The sequence below is a fragment of the Peribacillus huizhouensis genome (assembly GCF_014138605.1).
Lineage (GTDB): Bacteria > Bacillota > Bacilli > Bacillales > DSM-1321 > Peribacillus > Peribacillus huizhouensis.
This window is the reverse complement of sequence record NZ_JACJHX010000011.1, coordinates 131,945-151,635: the sequence shown is the minus strand read 5'-3', so window position 1 is coordinate 151,635 and position 19,691 is coordinate 131,945. Positions and strand designations below refer to the sequence as shown.

Genomic DNA, 19,691 nt, shown 5'->3' with positions numbered 1-19,691 from the left:
CCAATCATTCGCTCGACTTGCATGTATTAGGCACGCCGCCAGCGTTCGTCCTGAGCCAGGATCAAACTCTCCAAAAAGTGTTTGACTTGCTCATTTGTTTTTATAGTGTGTACTCACTTAAATTTAAACGTTGGCGCTTTGTTTTGTTCAGTTTTCAAAGAGCAATTTCGCTAACCTCTCAGAAGCGACTTTATTAATATAGCATACTTCAATTTTAAAATCAACAATTAATTTATAATAATATAACATTTGTTATTAATACTAATATTTGTTGACGACTTGATCATTATATATGGTATCTTTTAAAATTACAAGCATTATTAGAAATAAAATTTTAAAAAGATACCAAGCGATATATAACTGTTCCCCTATTATCAGAATAAGATTTCCATCTATCTTAATTAAGTTAAGTTACACATATAAATTTTTATAAGACTTCCTCAATAAATAAATCCCGATAGTTGTTTAAGTGAATCATCTCACCTGTATCAATAACTTTAATTAACGGTCTTGTCGGAGATTGTTTATCAATAAATACAATCTCAGCAATATATCCATTTGATAATCGTACCCTACTTCCCATTGAGTAATTCATAATACAAGACAAAAGTATATTTATAACAGTAATATCGAACTTCCCGAAATCATCTTGCATAATCATCTCCATTACTTTAAATGGGGATTGTTTCTTTCTATAGGCCCTTTCAGATGTCATAGCATGATAGGCATCCGCTACTGCGACAATTTTCGCAAAAGCATGCGGTGTTCGTTCACTTTTGCCCCGTGGGTACCCGCTGCCATCCAATCTTTCATGATGTTGAAGAATTGCATATTTAACTGACTCTTTTAAAATAGTACTTCTTTGAAGCATTCTCAGACTATAAATTGGATGTTTTCTAACCTCCTCATATTCTAAGGCGGTAAGACTTGTACTTTTCCCTAATATTTCTGGAGGGATTTTAGCCATCCCACAATCTGCTAGACTTCCCGCAAGTATGATTTGATACACATCCGCAACATCATAATCCATTTTTTTTGCAAGATATCCACTTAAAAGACCGATGGAAACAGTATGATGATACAAGTAATCTTCTTTATTAGAATAATGATGTAGCGAGAAAATTTCTAATGGTTTCTCTAGAGACCTTTCAAAGAGTGGGATCATAATTTCCCTTATTTTAGCTACATCAACAGCACTTCCTGCCTGCCAATTTTGGAATTGACGTTTATATGATTGTACAGCCTTTAGGTAATCCGCAATAAAGCTAGAGTTCTCTTGAGCTCCTTCCCCTTCATCGTCAATTATTTCTCGAGGTGTAAATTTTGTTCCGTCAACAAGGGTTTTCTCTACGCTAACTTCAGTGATAAAAAAAGCTTTAAGTACTTCTAACAAATCTTCTGTTAGGATTGTTTTTTTGTTCATTAACGGATAACTTGTTAAACCGCTAATATCCTTACTAAGGATACATCCCGCTACTAAGTTTTTTGTTTTTACCAGCAAGTTCTTCACCTCTTAATTTACATCTTTTCATTACATTACCATAATATTACTTTGTTTGAACAAAAAAAGCCATGTAGCAGATGATAAAGTAAAAAATTAAATAAGCGGGGGTTCTTCATCTCCCAGCTACGCTTCTTCGGTTCCTCTAATTCTCGAGGTTTTGGAGGTACTGCCAGTTAATGCGGGACAAAATTAACTTTCCTCTAATTGTTTATCTTACCTGTAAAACGCTAAAAAACGGAGGTATCCAAAAAGCAAAGGGTCAGACCCTGCAACAACTAAATTCAGTATACGATAAGTGTATGGAACACTACATACTGATTTAGAGTGCGAGATCAGACCCTTATGAGACACCCACTTGTTTTTATCATTCTTCCGTATCATTAACTTCTATTTCGTCAATCGCTTCGTTTGGCTGAGCTTCATCGAGACTGTCTTCAATCTCTTTTACTTCTTCACGTTCAGCCATCGCTACTGTAGCTACGAATTCATTTTCTGTATTTTCAAGACGGATCAGTTTAACTCCCTGAGTATTACGTCCAGTTGTTGAGATATCTCCAACAGCCATACGAATCAATACGCCCTCTGCTGTGATAATCATGATATCTTCTTCCCCAGTTACTGTTTTGACTGCAACTAGCTCACCATTTTTATCTGTTACATTGCACGTTTTAATTCCAACTCCACCACGGCTTTGGATTCTATATTCTTCTGCAGGAGTTCGCTTTCCATAACCAAATTTAGTTACAATTAGCACTTCTTCATTTTCCTCAAGAATCTCCATGCCTACAACTTCATCATCTTCCCTCAAGGAAATCCCTTTAACCCCAGCTGCTGTTCGACCCATAGAACGAACATCCGTTTCAGGGAATCTAATCAGCATACCGTCTTTTGTACCAATGACGATTTGTTTATCACCATCTGTAAGTCGAACTGAGATTAATTCATCCCCTTCGTGTAACCCTACAGCAATTAAACCGTTATTACGAATGTTAGCAAAAGAGGATAATGGCGATCTTTTAGAAATACCGAACTTAGTTGTAAAGAATAAGAAATCGCCATCTGTAAATTCCTTTACTGGAATAATGGCGTTTACCCATTCACCTTTTTCAATTTCAAGCAAGTTGATTAAAGGTAATCCTTTTGCAGTTCTACCGTACTCAGGAATTTCATACCCTTTTGCACGGTATACTTTTCCTTTATTCGTGAAGAATAACAACGTATCATGTGTAGATGTCGTTAAGAGATGGTTTACGAAGTCATCTTCATTCGTTCCCATTCCTTGTATTCCTCGTCCACCACGCTTTTGACTACGGTAGGTAGTTACTGGTAATCGTTTAATGTAACCATTATGCGTCAAAGTTACGATGGTTGTTTCTACTGGTATTAAATCTTCATCCTCAATACTTTCAAATCCACTCATTAAGATTTCAGTACGACGTTCATCATCGAAGCGTTCTTTAATTTCAAGCAACTCTTCACGGATAATTTGTAGTACCTTCTCCTCATCAGCGAGAACAGCCTTTAATTCAGCAATAAGTGCAACTAAAGCTTGATATTCTTCTTCAATTTTTTCACGCTCTAGTCCTGTCAAGCGTTGTAATCGCATATCTAAGATGGCTTGAGCTTGTTTTTCTGAAAGCGAAAATTGTGTCATTAATCCTTCACGGGCAATATCCGTTGTTTGCGACCCACGAATTAATTTGATAATGGCATCCAGATTATCGAGAGCAATTCGTAAACCTTCAAGAATGTGAGCACGTGCTTCTGCTTTTCGTAATTCAAACTCAGTTCTTCTGCGAATTACTACTTTTTGATGCTCTAAGTAATAATACAAGCATTCTTTTAAATTCAATACTTTTGGTTGGCCATCTACAAGGGCAAGTAAATTAACCCCGAATGTCGTCTGCATAGAAGTGTGTTTATACAAATTGTTCAATAACACATTTGCATTAGCTTCCTTCCGAACTTCCATGACAATCCGCATACCATTCCGGTCTGATTCATCTCGTAGGTCTGTAATACCTTCAATTTTCTTATCTCGAGCAAGTTCGGCAATTTTTTCAATTAGCCTTGCTTTATTGACTTGATATGGTATTTCAGTAACAAGAATTACTTGTTTACCATTTGATTTCGTTTCAATCTCGACTTTTGCTCGTTGAATAATCGAGCCCCTTCCAGTTTCATAGGCTTTTCGAATGCCACTGCGCCCCAAAATATACGCTGCTGTTGGAAAATCTGGGCCTGGTATGTATTCCATTAATTCTGCAATCGTAATTTCAGGATTTTTACTCAAAGCCAATACGCCGTCAATTACTTCCCCTAAATTATGTGGGGGAATATTAGTTGCCATTCCAACTGCAATTCCAGATGAACCATTTACTAGTAAGTTAGGGAAACGAGCTGGCATAACAACAGGTTCCTTTTCAGAACCATCATAGTTATCTTGGTAATCCACTGTATCTTTATTCAAATCACGAAGTAATTCCATCGAAATTTTCGACATTCTTGCTTCTGTGTAACGCATTGCCGCAGCCTGATCACCATCTACAGACCCAAAATTCCCATGGCCATCAACAAGCATATGACGATAATTGAATGGCTGAGCCATCCGTACCATTGTTTCATACACAGCAGAATCACCGTGCGGATGATACTTACCAATAACTTCTCCGACGATACGCGCAGACTTCTTAAACGGTTTATCAGATGTCATGCCAAGATCATTCATTGCATAAAGAATTCTCCGGTGTACTGGTTTCAAACCGTCCCTGACATCAGGTAAAGCCCGGGAAACAATAACACTCATTGCGTAGTCTAAAAATGACGTTCGCATCTCAGTACTAATATTAATTTCTTGAACATTTTCTTTTTGATTTTCTGACATGGAGCAGACCTCCTTATAAAAGCTGTAACCTCAGTTTGTCTAACCGGTAGGACGATATGTAAAAGGCATGTCCCAAAGGGGCCTGCCCCCACATTGAACGCACTTTATAGCGCTATTCATGGAATGGTTAATTGCAGGGGCTGATTTTAATTTGGGACAACCTTTAATTATTAAACATCAAGATTTTTAACATATATGGCGTTTTCTTCAATGAAATTACGACGTGGTTCGACCTTGTCACCCATCAACATTTCAAATGTTTCATCCGCTTCAATCGCATCACTCAAACTAACCTGTAGTAGCGTTCTCGTTTCGGGGCTCATAGTCGTTTCCCATAGTTGCTCTGGATTCATCTCACCGAGTCCTTTATAACGCTGTAGATTAGGTTTAGGTGTACTCGGTAGACTCGCCATAATTTCATTAAGTTGGCGATCATTATAAGCATATTCAACTCTCTTGCCTTGTTGAATCTTATAAAGAGGCGGCTGAGCAATATAGATATAGCCATGCTCAAGAATATTTCTCATATAACGATAAAAAAACGTCAGCATCAATGTACGGATATGGGCTCCATCTACATCTGCATCTGTCATAATGACAATTTTATGATATCGCGCTTTGGAAATGTCAAATTCTTCACCGATCCCAGTACCAAGCGCTGTAATAATCGTACCAATTTCAACATTATTTAGAATTCGATCTAAACGTGCCTTCTCAACGTTTAAGATTTTACCTCTAAGGGGTAAAATGGCTTGGAAATGTCGATCACGACCTTGCTTAGCTGAACCACCAGCTGAGTTACCCTCAACTATATAAAGTTCACTGATAGAAGGGTCCTTTGATGAACAATCTGCTAATTTACCCGGTAGACTCGAAACTTCTAGGGCACTCTTTCTTCTTGTTAATTCCCGCGCCTTTTTAGCAGCCATCCGTGCTCTAGCTGCCATAAGGCCTTTATCAACAATTTTCCTAGCTACAGAAGGGTTTTCGTATAGGAAGGAATCAAGTCTTTCCGATAAAATGGAATCCGTTGCCGCTCTTACTTCTGAGTTTCCTAGCTTTGTTTTTGTTTGCCCTTCAAATTGTGGATCTGGGTGCTTAATAGAGACAATCGCAGTTAAACCTTCGCGGACATCGTCCCCTGACAAGTTTGCATCAGCCTCTTTAATTAACCCATTTTTACGCGCATAGTCATTAATAACACGGGTCAGTCCTGTTTTAAAACCAGACTCATGCGTGCCACCCTCATATGTGTGAATATTATTTGCAAATGTAAATAAATTACTTATATAACTTTCATTGTATTGCATTGCAATTTCTACGGAAATACCGTCCTTTTCACCTTCCATGAATATCGGTTCTTCATGGATCACTTCTTTAGAACGGTTCAAGTGTTCAACATATGACTTAATTCCGCCTTCGTAATGATATTCATTTTTCTTACCTTCACCACGTTTATCTTCGATACTGAGCAAAATCCCTTTATTCAAAAAAGCAAGCTCTCGGACACGTGTTGCTAAAGTATCGAAATCATACTCGAGTGTTTCTGTAAAAATTTCACTATCTGGTTTAAAACGAATTGTCGTTCCCGTATGGTCGGTTTCACCAATTACCGCTAAATCAGCTTGTGGAACACCGCGCATAAATTTTTGATAGTGAATACTCCCTTCACGATGAACATACACTTCTAAAACTGTTGAAAGAGCATTAACTACCGATGCACCTACACCGTGTAAACCACCTGATACTTTATAACCTCCGCCGCCAAACTTCCCTCCAGCATGCAATACTGTCAGAATAACTTCAACCGCTGGACGACCCATTTTTTCTTGAATCCCAACTGGAATTCCTCGGCCGTTATCAATAACTGTAATACTGTTATCTTCTTCAATAATCACTTGAATGTGGTCACAAAACCCTGCAAGTGCTTCGTCAATACTATTATCAACAATTTCCCAAACGAGATGATGAAGTCCCTTTCCTGATGTAGAACCAATATACATCCCCGGACGTTTACGTACTGCCTCAAGTCCTTCTAAAACTTGTATCTGATTTTCATCATATGCCTGACCTTGTACTTCCTTTTGATCCATTGTCATACGATTTCACCTACACTTTTCTTTTTGCATTGATTAGCTTGTTCAAAAAATATAATCAAATATTTTAAAAAAGTAGTTTTAGTGTCCAACACTTAACTACTTGAGTTCAAGTAACTCCAAACTTCTGAAGTCAAAAACAACTCAGAAGTCTGAAAAACATTTACTTTTCTTAAGATTTACGAAAAACCTGTTAGATGTCGTTCGCCTTCTTTACAGTTCCACTAACGAATGTATAAGTTTTTTTAGACATTTTGATGACTAACCTTATCGCCTGCAAAACCATTCATGATTTGAGGTGCTTATGCTTTCAATCGCATTTCCTCGGTAATAAATTATGGTAGAATAACTAGTTTTACATAGTCAAGAACTTACGGCGATTTTTATTGGCTATCATCAAATAATATCGTTCGTTGCAATGATCGCCGCTTTAACGTCGCTGATGCAAGTGGTGAATAATAAACAATCTCATTTGTAATAACGATTGATTTAATTGAACTCTTTGCTAAGTTCTGTATAACTCCCTCTTTTTTTTGTATAAATTCCTCCATGATTGGAGATGAGTTGAGTAAATTTTTATCCAGAATCGCAATTACGTCATCCGTTTTTACAAGAATGTCCTCACCAATATGAAGATACATGCATTCACCCCATCATTTAACTTTAGTCACATTCCCCTGATTCACATGGAAAGTAGAGGCATCACGTAAAGTTTGGTGATCAATTCCCTCCACTGAAGTTGTTGTTACGAAGGTTTGGACCTTCCCTTGAATAGTATTTAACAAGTGTGATTGCCGATAATCATCTAGCTCAGATAATACATCATCTAATAATAAAATGGGGTACTCACCCATTTCTGAATGAATTAATTCAATTTCTGCAAGCTTCAGAGAAAGTGCTGTAGTCCGTTGTTGACCTTGAGAACCGTACGTTTGAACATCTCGTCCATTCACAAAAAAAACTAGGTCATCACGATGTGGACCTATAAGTGTAATTCCCCGTTCGATTTCTCTCCCTTGAATTTTAACAAACTTTTCCTGGAATACTTCTATCATTTTCGACAAATTACTACTTTCTGATACATCCAAGGATGGTTTATATTCAATTTTCAGCATTTCTAAGCCGCGAGAGATTCCAGAGTGTATTGGCTCAGCCCATTTTTGAAGCAAAGTAAGAAATTGAAATCTTCTTTGTAAAATTTTTACTGCATATTGTATAAATTGTTCAGTTAATACATCGAGCATCGCTTTATCAACTTGTTTACGCGTCTGGAGCAATTTCAAATAATGGTTTCTTTGTTGAAGAATTTTTTGATATTGACTCATATCATGAAGGTAAACTGGAGATACTTGGCCAATTTCCATATCAATGAACCGGCGTCTTCCTTGTGGACTCCCTTTTACTAGGTGAAGATCTTCCGGTGCAAACATGACCACATTCATATTACCAACATATTGGCTTAACTTTTGCTGTTCAATATGATTGCTTTTTGCCTTTTTGCCTTTTTTTGATATAACCAGTTCAAGCGGAATCGAGGTATTTCTCTTTTTCACCCTACCATCTATTTTAGCATACTCTTCATCCCAACGAATAAGTTCTTTATCATTCGACGTCCGATGGGACTTTGCCATAGCTAAAACGAAGATCGATTCCATCACATTCGTTTTCCCCTGGGCATTTTCTCCTAGGATGACATTTACTTTATTTTCGAAGTGCAGTTCCATATCTATATAGTTCCGATAGTTTTTCAGTTTTAGTTGTTCAATATACATAAGCGCTTCTTCCCTTTACTTTAACGCGTAATAGTAAAACTACCGAACGAGGGAATATCAATTTTGTCTCCATCTCTAAGTTTCTTTCCCCGTCTATTATCTAATTCACCGTTGATAAAAATTTCATATTCACTTAAAAACCATTTAGCCATTCCGCCGCTCTGAATAATATCAGCTAATTTTAAAAATTGACCAAGCGTAATATATTCTGTATCAATCTGAATTTTAGTCATCCGTTCATCACTTCTTTCAAAGTAGTCTCTAATATTTTATTGTACTAAATAAATCGGATAAAGACAAAATTAACATGAACAAAGCATAAGAACTTTGAAAAATAGTCAATTTATTCTAAATACTAGACATAAGAATTGGGCCGAAAAGATGATACTCTTCTTTACCTTTTTCAAAGCCGCCCACTCTTAACAAAAAGGTCGGATCCCACATTTACTATATCGCTTATAGACGTGTTAATAACACTATAAACCGGTATAGAGTGTAGATCAGACCTTTTCGGACATCCTTTTCTCGCTTAGGATTCATTATGAAATTATTGATGCTAACCGTTTAATTTTCTATCCAGATTTGCCTAGTAAATAAGCAATCCCCATCTTATTTCTTAATAAGTTCTTACTGGTAAAATCAACTGTAACATTGTGTCGTCATGAAGTGAACGAATAATAAATGGACGCATTGCTCCAGTAAAATTAATTGTAATATCTGTTCCCTCTAAAGCTTTTAAGGCATCCATTACAAACTTAGCGCTAAAGGAAATTTTTAATTCTTCTCCTTCAATGGATTCAGCTTGTAGCTCTTCACTTACCTTTCCAATTTCGGGCGTATTTGATGATACCTCAATAATCCCACGTTCTAGAGTGGTCAGCTTAACAACATTATTTTTCCCCTCTTTAGCCAATAATGAAGCACGGTCAATCGCTTGAAGAAAATCTTTCGCGTGCACGGTAATTGAAGTTTTGCTTTCATTTGGAATTAAACGTGATGTATCAGGATAATTTCCTTCAAGTAGACGCGAATAGAATAATAAATTTTTCGCTTTAAATAATACTTGATTCTCCGTAATAACCATTTCAATTAATTCATTTGTATCATCAAGTAGTTTACTTAATTCATTTAAACTTTTTCCAGGAATTACAACACTATAAGAACCAACTACATTATTATCGATCTTTGCCTTTCTCATGGCTAATCTATGACTATCTGTTGCAATACAGATTAATTCATCGTCTTCCACCTTCAAGTTTACACCTGTCAAGATAGGGCGTGTTTCTGAGGTGGACACCGCAAATACTGTTTGACGTATTAATGTCTTTAATAAATCTGCAGGTAATTTAAATGTTTGATCTTCCTCTATGATTGGCAGATGAGGGTACTCTTCAGCATCAAGTCCATTTAGATTAAATTCAGCTTTCCCTGAACGAATAATAGTTTGAAATCCATTTAATATCTCGATATCAACAGTATCCATTGGTAGTTTTCTTACGATATCTCCAAAAAATCTGGCATTTAAGACAATGCTACCACTTTGCTTAATTTCAACAATTTCGTTGTCTTCTTCCTCAATCGGGATAAATGACTGAATAGATATATCAGAGTCACTTCCTGTTAAGGTTACACCTTCTTCTGTTGCTGTTATTTTTATTCCCGTTAAAATGGGAATCGTTGTTCTTGATGTAACAGCCTTCATTACTTCTTGAACACTATGGACTAACCGATCTCTTTGAATAATAAATCTCATTTTTCATCCTCCAATAAAGTTCTACTTTATAGCCTAATGGCATATGTTATTTATATATTTTTTTATTTAAAAGATAGTAGTAATAGTAGTAGGGCCTGTGAGTATGTGGATAACATAGAGAAAGATAAGGAAAAACAGTCTATCCACATGTGGACAGACTGTGTGTAAGTGGCAGCGTGTTATACACATAATTAAGAGTATCTATACTTTTAGCTGTTCCTGTATTTCTTTAACCTGCCTCTGAAGTACAGGGTCGGTTTGTAGAAGCTTTGAAATTTTTTCATGGGCATGGATAACTGTTGTATGATCACGACCGCCGAATTCATCGCCTATTTTAGGGAGGGAAAAGTCAGTTAATTCCCTTGATAAGTACATAGCGATTTGCCGTGGGAAAGCTAAAGTCTTTGTTCGCTTTTTGGCTTTGAAATCTTCTAATTTAATATTGTAATGCTCGCCAACTGTCTTTTGGATTTCAAGAATCGTAATGATTTTAGGTTTTGAACTTGGAATAATATCTTTTAACGCCTCTGCAGCTAAGTCAGCATTGATATCTTTATTTATCAATGATGAATAAGCAACTACTCGAATCAATGCCCCTTCAAGCTCACGAATATTGGAATCAATTTGATTGGCAATATAAAGCATAACCTCATTTGGAATATCTAATCCATCTGCTTTTGCTTTCTTCCTAAGAATAGCAATCCTCGTTTCCAAATCAGGCGGTGTAATATCGGTAATTAATCCCCATTCAAAACGTGAGCGTAAGCGGTCTTCTAAGGTAGGAATTTCCTTAGGCGGACGGTCACTTGAAATAACAATTTGTTTACTTTCTTCATGAAGGGCATTAAATGTATGGAAAAATTCTTCTTGGGTTGATTCTTTTCCAGCTAAAAATTGAATATCATCTATGAGAAGCACGTCTACAGTACGATATTTGTCTCGGAACTCACCAGCTTTGTTATCTCGTATTGAGTTGATAAATTCATTCATGAATTTCTCTGATGATAGGTACACAACTTTAGCATGGGGATTATGTTCAAGAACATATTGGCCAATCGCATGCATAAGATGTGTTTTTCCAAGTCCGACCCCTCCATAAATAAATAGAGGGTTATATGCTTTAGCTGGAGCTTCAGCTACTGCGAGTGAGGCGGCATGGGCAAAACGGTTGCCCGAACCAATGACAAATGTATCAAATGTATTTTTCGTATTCAACATAAACTGCGGAAAGTCAGCTGAATCATCATCAATCTTTTTTGGTTTTTTGACTCGAGTTGAAACAGTCATTGAATCATCCCCTTGATTGGAGGGGATGATAAATTTAACTTCTAATTCTTCACCTGTAAGTTCAAGTAAAACTTCTGAAATAAGGTGGGAATATCGTTCTTCAAGCCAGTCACGAGCAAATTCATTTGGTGCAATGACCGTCAGTCTATCTCCTTGCAGCATATGGGCTTTGGTGGATTTTAACCAAGTTTCAAAGCTTGGTTTACTTATTTTATTTTGCATGCTTTTTAGTGATTGATCCCATAAACTTTCGATATTATCCAATAAAATCCCTCCTTTTCAGTTTTATATGAAATAACAATAAATACGGCCTGATTGCCGTGATTTTAGCAGACAAAAATCAAATTTATTTCATTTATTATTAAGTGAAACAAAGCTTTTATATAAGGCATGTACAAGTTAATTTAGACTATTTAAGAATGCTATTATAAATATTCATCAACAGGAATTATTGATAAATATATAATAAAGAAGAAAGAGGATATTTCGACAATATCCACGTGCTGTGGATAATAAAATACCCACAAGGTGTATAAACTATCCACAAGTTATCAACAGTTTGTGGATAAGTGGAAGTTGTTGATAAAGTTATTCAGAGTGAAAACACAAATATAATATCAGAAATCACAGCTTGTTGCAATGGCTATTAAAACTTTATCCACAAGATTGTATCATTGTGGAACATACTTTTCCACAAGGTATTATTCTGTGCAAAAGGTCAAAAAGTAACTGTGGATAGTAAAAAAAGTGTCGAAAAGATATCCACAAATCGTTTGGGAGTTGAATAGCTAAAAGAAGGATGCTGGATTAAGGAACTAGGAAATCAATCATTCATTTCAAAGGGCACTTCCAACTAATGCGGGATAAACGGAACGAATTCATGATGAATGGGCGAATCGTGTTTGTAAGTGGATCTAGCTTTTATTTAAAGGCTCTTTTCGTAAAGATTGTTGTTTTTAGCAAGAAACCAATTCGAACAGATGTTGATCTTCGTTACAGGTGCGAGACTCCTGCGGGAAAAGCGTGTTGAGGGAGACCCCGCAAGTGCAAAGCACTGAGGAGGCTTCTGAGACCGCCCGCGGAAAGCGAGGACCTGCAACGGAAATCAACCCGGGTTATTAGTGTAAAAATGATTGAAAAGCAACAAAGAATGTGAAAACAGCCTATTTAATACAGCGTACCACCCTCTAACCCAACGAAATTTGAAAAATTAATACATATTTCCTCTAAAAACTCATTTTATTCAATTACTTTACAACGCTTATGTGCGAAGCTTTAATAAAATTTTAATGAAAGGTTGACATTTTTCATACTTCATCTATATAATTATCTAGACTGTCTTTAACTGTTATTCCTCAGGGAGGTGTCATATAATGAAACGCACATATCAACCAAAAAAACGCAAACACAGTAAAGTTCATGGTTTCCGTAGCCGTATGAGTTCAAAAACTGGACGTAGAGTGTTAGCTGCACGTCGCCGTAAGGGCAGAAAAGTATTATCTGCATAGACCACTGATAAGTCTCAGTGGTCTTTTTTTTCCATAAAGGACCTAAAAATATACCCCAATTCAGTTTAATGAAGGTGTAAAGAATGAAAAAAAAGCTAAGGATAAAAAAGAATGATGAATTCCAACTTGTGTTTCAAAAAGGAGAATCATTCGGTAATAGACAATTTGTCGTCTATGTCCTTGATAAGCCCAGCCAAGATTTCTTTCGAATTGGCCTTTCTGTAAGCAAAAAAGTAGGAAACGCTGTCGTAAGAAATCAAATAAAGAGATACATTCGACAATCTTTTCTTGAATTGAAAGACGATATCAAAGAGGGAAAGGATTATGTGATTATTGCACGTAAACCAGCGGCAACTATGGATTTATTTGAAGTGAAGAGCAGTTTAATCCATGTTTTAAAAAGGGCCAAATCGCTTAATTTCAAAAAAAGCAAATCTTCCTCATATAAGTCATCACGATAAAAATTTCTCAAATTGAAATATAATACATAGAAAATATTGGTGTAATCAGTTATTTTATATGTATAGACAAACATGGTTAGTTACAGTTGCCATATGTTTGAAAAAATAAAGAAAAACAGAGTGTTCAAAGTAAAGCTAGAATTTTTTGCTGACAGGAGGAAAAGGCGGTTGAAGAAACGAATAGTATTCATGATTGGACTTGCCTCGCTCATGATGCTTCTAACTGGTTGTACGGAAGTAGGCGAACCAATTACTAAAGAAAGCACAGGTATTTGGAATTCATACATTGTTTATCCATTATCGTGGCTTATTATTAAAATATCAGAATTGTTAGGCGAAAATTACGGCTTAGGAATTATTGTGGTAACACTCTTACTTCGTTTTGTTTTATTACCACTGATGATTAAACAAACGAAAAACTCAAAAGCTATGCAAGCTTTACAGCCGGAAATGCAAAAACTTAAGGAAAAATATCCGTCAAAAGATGCGGCAACTCAACAAAAATTACAACAAGAAACGATGGCTCTTTTCACAAAATATAATGTAAACCCATTGGCTGGTTGTTTTCCGTTAATTGTACAGATGCCGATATTAATCGGTTTTTATCATGCAATTAGTCGAACTCGAGCAATTGCAGAGCACAGCTTTTTGTGGTTTGACTTAGGTAGTCCAGATCCAATTTATGTATTGCCGATTGTTGCTGGTATTACAACATTTATTCAACAAAAAATTACAATGGTGGGCATGACATCGAATCCTCAGATGGCTGCACAAATGACAATGATGTTATATATCATGCCAATCATGATTATGGTTTTTGCATTTAATTTCCCTGCTGCTCTTGCATTATACTGGGTTGTAGGTAATATATTTATGATTATCCAGACATGGATCATTAAAGGACCGGATATGAAAAAGGTAACTGCAGAAAGTGCGGGAGGAGCCAAGAAAAAGTGAAACTAATAACTGCTACAGGACAAAATGTCGAAGAAGCAGTAGAATCAGCTTTAGCTCAGCTTAACACCACTAGAGAAAAAGTAGAAATTGATGTTGTAGATGAAGGTAAAAAAGGGTTTCTTGGTCTAATTGGGAATCGAAAGGCAGTCGTCACGGTGACGATCGTGCCTGACCCTGTTGAAGAAGCATTGCTGTTTTTAAAAAGTGTGTGCAACAAGATGGGCGTGGAATCAGATATTTCTGTGAAACGAGATGGAAAACAAGTTTTATTTCAATTATCGGGTGATAAGATTGCACTCCTGATTGGAAAAAGGGGACAAACATTGAATTCTCTTCAATACTTAGTCCAGCTTGTAGCCAATCGTAATTCGAAGCAGTACTTAACGATCTTACTTGATGCAGAAGACTATCGAGTAAGAAGGAATGAAACTCTGATTCAGTTAGCGGGAAGAATGGCTAATAAGGCTTTAAAGACGAGAACAAGTATTAGTTTAGAACCTATGCCTTCATATGAGCGAAAGGTGATTCATACAGCTTTAATGAATTACCATAAAATCAAAACTACATCAAGTGGGACCGAACCATATCGTCATTTAATTATTTCACCAATAGAAAGAAGTTGATCTATGAAAGTAGATCACTTCTTTTTTTTGTCGACTTTTGACTGAATCATTTTGAATAATAAAGTGGGACTTCAATTAGTGTTTTTTTCTTCATTTCCACTGATTGTTAGTCCTGTTCATGCAATAAATCTGTTTGAAATTAGTATTTCTTTAATGCCTAGTGTTTAATGTGTAAGACGTATAAAATTGTCTTTGTGTTACTTTGTCTCATACTTTATGTTAGAATAACAAGTTTTGCAGCTCTGGACAGGTCATGATTATGGGGCGAAGTAGGTGAATATCCCCTGGTAAGAGTTAATCAATATGTTCTTTGAGAGTCTACTTGTAGCGCTTTCTTATTTAACATACTTTATAGATTAGATTAGAACAATTGAGGAAAAGTGTACTTTTTTCTAGCTTATGCTTGAGTTGTTGTTATTCACATGTGGATAAGTTAAAATTAAGCATAAGATTCTTTTGCTGATTGTGGATAATTCTTTTTTTGGAAATAGCTATCCACTTTTTTTCGTATCTGGACTATGATATTGTAGTATTTTGGGGAATAGAAAGTTTCACTTTATCGATTTAATAGAGAGCGATGATTGTGATGCAATATAGATGAAATTTGCATGTGTTTAGGTTCATGGTTGTATACTTTTTTTTGGCCAATAGTGCGGTGGCTTTCTAAAAACAGCTCCGCACCATCACCTTCATAAGTTGATACAGTTCTTAGAACCTGAATATCTTTCATCGATTGATTTTGAGCAGACGCTTATGGATGTTTCTTATATATTTATATTGAAATTATTAAAGAAGGTGAAGAAATGGAATTCGATACGATTACAGCGATTTCGACACCTATGGGTGAAGGTGCAATTGCAATCGTCCGGTTAAGTGGTGATGAGGCGTTTGCTATTGCCGACCGTATATATAGAGGCCCGCAAGGAAAACGGCTAATAGATGCCACTTCTCACACCATTCATTATGGACACCTGGTTCAACCGAAAACGGGAGATACGGTGGAGGAAGTCATGATTTCCATTATGCGTGGACCAAAGACATTTACACGTGAAGATGTTGTAGAAATTAACTGTCACGGAGGTATCGTTTCAGTTAACCGAGTTCTTCAGCTTGTTCTATCGCAAGGAGCGAGGCTAGCTGAGCCAGGAGAATTTACAAAACGTGCTTTTTTGAACGGAAGAATTGACCTTTCTCAGGCAGAAGCTGTGATGGATTTGATTCGTGCTAAAACGGACAAGGCAATGAATATGGCATTAGGACAAATGGAAGGAAGATTATCACAGCTTATTCGCAAGCTGCGTCAGGAGATTTTAGAAACTCTCGCTCAAGTTGAGGTTAATATAGATTATCCAGAATATGATGATGTCGAGGAAATGACACATCGTATGTTTTTGGAAAAGGCAAATCTGGTTAAAATAGAATTAGAGAAGTTGCTGCGAACTTCACAACAAGGGAAGATTTTACGTGATGGACTATCAACGGTTATTGTCGGTCGTCCAAATGTCGGTAAATCTTCATTATTAAATAGTTTAGTTCAAGAAAATAAGGCGATTGTAACGGATATTCCGGGAACAACCCGTGATGTAATAGAGGAATATGTAAATGTGCGTGGTGTACCTTTGCGACTTTTGGATACAGCAGGGATTCGAGAGACTGAAGATATTGTTGAAAGAATCGGTGTAGAACGATCAAGAGCGGTATTAAAAGATGCCGATTTAATTTTGCTCGTTTTAAACTATTCTGATGATTTAACCAAGGAAGATGAGAAGTTATTTGAAGCGGTTAGTGGTATGGACGTTATTGTAATCGTCAATAAAACCGATTTACCAAGAAAAATAAATTTGAATCGTGTAGAAGAGCTTACAGGTGAGCATCGACTCGTTACAACATCTTTATTAGAAGATCAAGGTGTGGATGAGCTAGAAGAAGCGATTGCCTCATTATTCTTTGCCGGTTCATTAGAGACAGGCGATTTAACATATGTATCGAATTCACGCCATATTGCACTTCTCGGACAAGCATTACAGTCTATCGAAGATGCAATTGAAGCGATTGAAGCAGGCACGCCAGTTGATTTAGTACAAATTGATTTCACGAAAGCCTGGGAGTTACTTGGGGAAATCATAGGAGACAGTGTGCATGAAGGATTAATTAATCAATTATTTTCTCAGTTCTGTTTAGGGAAATGATGTAAGGAGTGAAAGTATGCAATATGAAGCAGGAAGCTATGATGTAATTGTCATTGGTGCAGGACATGCAGGGTGTGAAGCTGGTCTTGCAGCAGCTCGTGTTGGAGCAAAAACGCTAATGATTACGATAAATTTGGATATGGTTGCTTTTATGCCGTGTAATCCTTCTGTAGGTGGCCCGGCAAAAGGAATCGTCGTAAGGGAAATTGATGCTTTAGGCGGTGAAATGGGGAAAAATATTGATAAAACACATATCCAAATGAGAATGTTGAATACTGGAAAAGGGCCAGCTGTACGTGCTTTACGTGCGCAGGCAGATAAAACCTTATATCAACAGGAAATGAAGAATACTATTGAAAATCAACCAAATCTAACATTAATTCAAGGTATGGTTGAGCGGCTTATCGTTGAAGATGATGTATGTAAAGGAGTAATCACTCAGACTGGCGCAGTTTATCAGGCAAAAACTGTTGTTATTACAACAGGAACATTCCTCCGTGGAGAAATCATTCTTGGTGAATTGAAATATTCAAGTGGTCCAAATAATCAACAACCGTCTATTCGATTGTCCGAACATTTAGAGGAAATTGGATTCGACTTAGTTCGATTTAAAACAGGCACACCGCCGCGGATTAACAGCCATTCCATTGATTATAGCAAAACAGAAATTCAGCCTGGAGATGATGTTCCACGGGCATTTTCTTATGAAACTACAAAATTCATCACAGATCAATTGCCATGCTGGCTAACATATACGAATGAAGAAACCCATCAGATTATTGATGAGAATTTACATCGTTCTCCTATGTATTCAGGGATGATTAAAGGAACAGGTCCGCGTTATTGTCCTTCAATTGAAGATAAGGTGGTTCGTTTCAATGATAAACCACGCCATCAAATTTTCCTTGAACCTGAAGGAAGAAATACACAAGAAGTCTATGTACAAGGATTATCGACAAGTCTACCAGAAGACGTACAACGAAGACTTCTCGCAAGTATTCCAGGATTGGAAAAAGCAGAATTGATGCGTGCAGGGTATGCAATCGAATACGATGCAATTGTTCCGACACAGTTATGGCCTACATTAGAAACAAAAAAAGTAAAAAATCTATATACAGCAGGGCAAATTAACGGAACATCCGGTTATGAAGAAGCTGCCGGACAAGGATTAATGGCAGGTATTAATGCCAGCCTAAACGCATTGGGGAAAGAAGAGTTAATCTTAAGCCGCTCAGATGCCTATATCGGAGTATTGATTGACGATCTTGTAACAAAAGGAACGAGCGAGCCGTATCGCCTGCTTACTTCACGTGCTGAATATCGACTCCTTTTACGCCATGACAATGCTGATTTGCGTTTAACAGAGATTGGTCATGCGATTGGAATGATTAAAGAAGAGCGTTATCAACGTTTCTTATTGAAAAAGGCAGCCGTCGAAGCAGAAAAGGAACGTCTGCAATCGGTATTTATTAAACCTACCCAACAAGTACAGCAATTAATTATTGAACAAGGTGGAACGGAATTAAAGGATGGAATCAGAGCTGCTGATTTATTGAAACGACCGGAAATGAACTATGAACACATTCAATTGCTTATTCCTAGTAAAGAACAATTGGATGCGGAAGTGACAGAACAAGTAGAAATCCAAATTAAATATGAAGGATATATTGAAAAGTCACTTCAGCAAGTAGATCGTCTGAAAAAAATGGAGAATAAAAAGATCCCAGAAAATATTGATTATGATGCCATCAGCGGTTTAGCTACTGAGGCACGTCAAAAACTAAAACAAGTCCATCCGCTATCAGTGGCACAGGCTTCGAGAATTGCAGGAGTTAACCCTGCTGATGTGTCGATTTTACTTGTTTATTTAGAACAAGGAAAGATTGCCCGAATTCCCCAAAGCTAAATGGAATGTAAAGGATTGAAGCCAATGAATATTGAACAATTTCAAACGGAGCTGAAAGAGAGAGGCATTGCGCTTTCTCCTTTGCAGCTTCAGCAATTTGAAACGTACTACGAATTATTAGTTGAATGGAACGAAAAAATGAATTTAACGGCCATTACAAATAAAGAAGAAGTATATCTAAAGCATTTTTATGATTCCATTAGTGCAGCATTCTACTTTGATTTTACTAAGCCGTATAAGATTTGTGATGTAGGAGCGGGCGCAGGTTTTCCTAGCATCCCATTAAAAATCTGTTTTCCAGAGTTACATATTTCCATTGTAGATTCTCTTAATAAACGAATTTCCTTCCTTGAGCACTTAGCTAAGACTTTGAAACTTTCACATACTCAATTTTATCACGACCGTGCTGAAACGTTTGCGCAGAAACAAGAGCATCGTGAAGTTTATGATATTGTTATGGCAAGAGCCGTTGCACGAATGTCCGTTTTGAGTGAACTTTGCTTGCCACTCGTTAAACAGAACGGTACATTTATTGCAATGAAGGCTGCCAGCACCAATGATGAATTGGACGCAGGTAAGAAGGCAATCTTTACATTAGGTGGTAAAGTAGAAGAAATTCATCACTTTTTGCTGCCAGAAGAAAATAGTGAGAGAACTGTTATCACGATTAGTAAAGTGAAAACAACGCCTAAAAAGTATCCACGTAAGCCAGGTACACCGAATAAAATGCCTATTGAATAACGAATACTAG

At 36.8% G+C, this 19,691-nt stretch carries 15 protein-coding genes and 1 rRNA gene; 7 read left to right on the top strand and 9 right to left on the bottom strand.

The window, feature by feature from the left end; all coding sequences use genetic code 11:
• The 9 genes from HNP81_RS16425 to dnaA form a co-directional block, all read right to left on the bottom strand.
• A 16S ribosomal RNA gene (locus HNP81_RS16425) occupies nucleotides 1-77 on the bottom strand; the annotation flags it as partial.
• 350 nt (nucleotides 78-427) lie between these two features.
• Nucleotides 428-1,510: an HD-GYP domain-containing protein gene (locus HNP81_RS16420; protein WP_312859692.1), complete on the bottom strand. Its 1,083-nt coding sequence runs from the start codon at nucleotides 1,508-1,510 to the stop codon at nucleotides 428-430.
• Between the two features lie 358 nt (nucleotides 1,511-1,868).
• Nucleotides 1,869-4,388, bottom strand: a complete 2,520-nt coding sequence (gene gyrA / locus HNP81_RS16415) for a DNA gyrase subunit A (protein ID WP_182503305.1) — start codon at nucleotides 4,386-4,388, stop codon at nucleotides 1,869-1,871.
• A gap of 170 nt (nucleotides 4,389-4,558) precedes the next feature.
• Nucleotides 4,559-6,481, bottom strand: a complete 1,923-nt coding sequence (gene gyrB / locus HNP81_RS16410; protein ID WP_182503311.1) for a DNA topoisomerase (ATP-hydrolyzing) subunit B — start codon at nucleotides 6,479-6,481, stop codon at nucleotides 4,559-4,561.
• Between the two features lie 386 nt (nucleotides 6,482-6,867).
• Entirely contained in the window at nucleotides 6,868-7,125 is a 258-nt protein-coding gene (remB, locus tag HNP81_RS16405; RefSeq protein ID WP_028393776.1) for an extracellular matrix regulator RemB, read from the bottom strand.
• 12 nt (nucleotides 7,126-7,137) lie between these two features.
• Nucleotides 7,138-8,256 carry a DNA replication/repair protein RecF gene (recF, locus tag HNP81_RS16400; protein ID WP_182503304.1) on the bottom strand — a complete coding sequence of 373 codons (1,119 nt, stop codon included), beginning with the start codon at nucleotides 8,254-8,256 and terminating at the stop codon, nucleotides 7,138-7,140.
• A 20-nt stretch (nucleotides 8,257-8,276) separates the two neighbouring features.
• Complete coding sequence (gene rlbA, locus HNP81_RS16395) at nucleotides 8,277-8,489, bottom strand: ribosome maturation protein RlbA (protein WP_182503303.1); 213 nt, start codon at nucleotides 8,487-8,489, stop codon at nucleotides 8,277-8,279.
• A gap of 383 nt (nucleotides 8,490-8,872) precedes the next feature.
• Nucleotides 8,873-10,009, bottom strand: coding sequence for a DNA polymerase III subunit beta (gene dnaN, locus HNP81_RS16390; RefSeq protein ID WP_182503302.1), 1,137 nt, complete (start codon nucleotides 10,007-10,009; stop codon nucleotides 8,873-8,875).
• Nucleotides 10,010-10,210: 201 nt separating this feature from the next.
• Entirely contained in the window at nucleotides 10,211-11,560 is a 1,350-nt protein-coding gene (gene dnaA / locus HNP81_RS16385; RefSeq protein ID WP_028393780.1) for a chromosomal replication initiator protein DnaA, read from the bottom strand.
• 1,109 nt (nucleotides 11,561-12,669) lie between these two features.
• Between dnaA and rpmH the strand changes: the two genes are divergently transcribed.
• The 7 genes from rpmH to rsmG all read left to right on the top strand — a co-directional run bounded on the left by rpmH (nucleotide 12,670) and on the right by rsmG (nucleotide 19,681).
• The gene (gene rpmH, locus HNP81_RS16380) at nucleotides 12,670-12,804 is read left to right on the top strand and encodes a 50S ribosomal protein L34 (RefSeq protein WP_034302547.1); all 135 of its coding nucleotides are present in this window, start codon (nucleotides 12,670-12,672) and stop codon (nucleotides 12,802-12,804) included.
• Nucleotides 12,805-12,887: 83 nt separating this feature from the next.
• Complete coding sequence (gene rnpA, locus HNP81_RS16375) at nucleotides 12,888-13,265, top strand: ribonuclease P protein component (protein WP_028393783.1); 378 nt, start codon at nucleotides 12,888-12,890, stop codon at nucleotides 13,263-13,265.
• 168 nt (nucleotides 13,266-13,433) lie between these two features.
• Nucleotides 13,434-14,222: a YidC family membrane integrase SpoIIIJ gene (gene spoIIIJ / locus HNP81_RS16370; RefSeq protein ID WP_028393784.1), complete on the top strand. Its 789-nt coding sequence runs from the start codon at nucleotides 13,434-13,436 to the stop codon at nucleotides 14,220-14,222.
• On the top strand, nucleotides 14,219-14,845 hold the full coding sequence (gene jag, locus HNP81_RS16365) for an RNA-binding cell elongation regulator Jag/EloR (protein WP_182503301.1): 627 nt from the start codon (nucleotides 14,219-14,221) through the stop codon (nucleotides 14,843-14,845). The genes spoIIIJ and jag overlap by 4 nt, the downstream gene beginning before the upstream one ends.
• 803 nt (nucleotides 14,846-15,648) lie before the next feature.
• On the top strand, nucleotides 15,649-17,034 hold the full coding sequence (gene mnmE, locus HNP81_RS16360) for a tRNA uridine-5-carboxymethylaminomethyl(34) synthesis GTPase MnmE (RefSeq protein WP_182503300.1): 1,386 nt from the start codon (nucleotides 15,649-15,651) through the stop codon (nucleotides 17,032-17,034).
• Nucleotides 17,035-17,050: 16 nt separating this feature from the next.
• The gene (gene mnmG / locus HNP81_RS16355; protein WP_182503299.1) at nucleotides 17,051-18,940 is read left to right on the top strand and encodes a tRNA uridine-5-carboxymethylaminomethyl(34) synthesis enzyme MnmG; all 1,890 of its coding nucleotides are present in this window, start codon (nucleotides 17,051-17,053) and stop codon (nucleotides 18,938-18,940) included.
• 24 nt (nucleotides 18,941-18,964) lie between these two features.
• Nucleotides 18,965-19,681, top strand: a complete 717-nt coding sequence (gene rsmG / locus HNP81_RS16350; protein ID WP_028393788.1) for a 16S rRNA (guanine(527)-N(7))-methyltransferase RsmG — start codon at nucleotides 18,965-18,967, stop codon at nucleotides 19,679-19,681.
• The last annotated feature ends 10 nt before the right edge of the window (nucleotides 19,682-19,691 follow it).

Coding starts and splice junctions, on each gene's coding strand:
- gyrA (WP_182503305.1), bottom strand. CDS start 4,388: ATGTCAGAAAATCAAAAAGAAAATGTTCAAGAAATTAATATTAGTACT.
- gyrB (WP_182503311.1), bottom strand. CDS start 6,481: ATGGATCAAAAGGAAGTACAAGGTCAGGCATATGATGAAAATCAGATA.
- remB (WP_028393776.1), bottom strand. CDS start 7,125: ATGTATCTTCATATTGGTGAGGACATTCTTGTAAAAACGGATGACGTA.
- recF (WP_182503304.1), bottom strand. CDS start 8,256: ATGTATATTGAACAACTAAAACTGAAAAACTATCGGAACTATATAGAT.
- rlbA (WP_182503303.1), bottom strand. CDS start 8,489: ATGACTAAAATTCAGATTGATACAGAATATATTACGCTTGGTCAATTT.
- dnaN (WP_182503302.1), bottom strand. CDS start 10,009: ATGAGATTTATTATTCAAAGAGATCGGTTAGTCCATAGTGTTCAAGAA.
- rpmH (WP_034302547.1), top strand. CDS start 12,670: ATGAAACGCACATATCAACCAAAAAAACGCAAACACAGTAAAGTTCAT.
- rnpA (WP_028393783.1), top strand. CDS start 12,888: ATGAAAAAAAAGCTAAGGATAAAAAAGAATGATGAATTCCAACTTGTG.
- mnmE (WP_182503300.1), top strand. CDS start 15,649: ATGGAATTCGATACGATTACAGCGATTTCGACACCTATGGGTGAAGGT.
- mnmG (WP_182503299.1), top strand. CDS start 17,051: ATGCAATATGAAGCAGGAAGCTATGATGTAATTGTCATTGGTGCAGGA.
- rsmG (WP_028393788.1), top strand. CDS start 18,965: ATGAATATTGAACAATTTCAAACGGAGCTGAAAGAGAGAGGCATTGCG.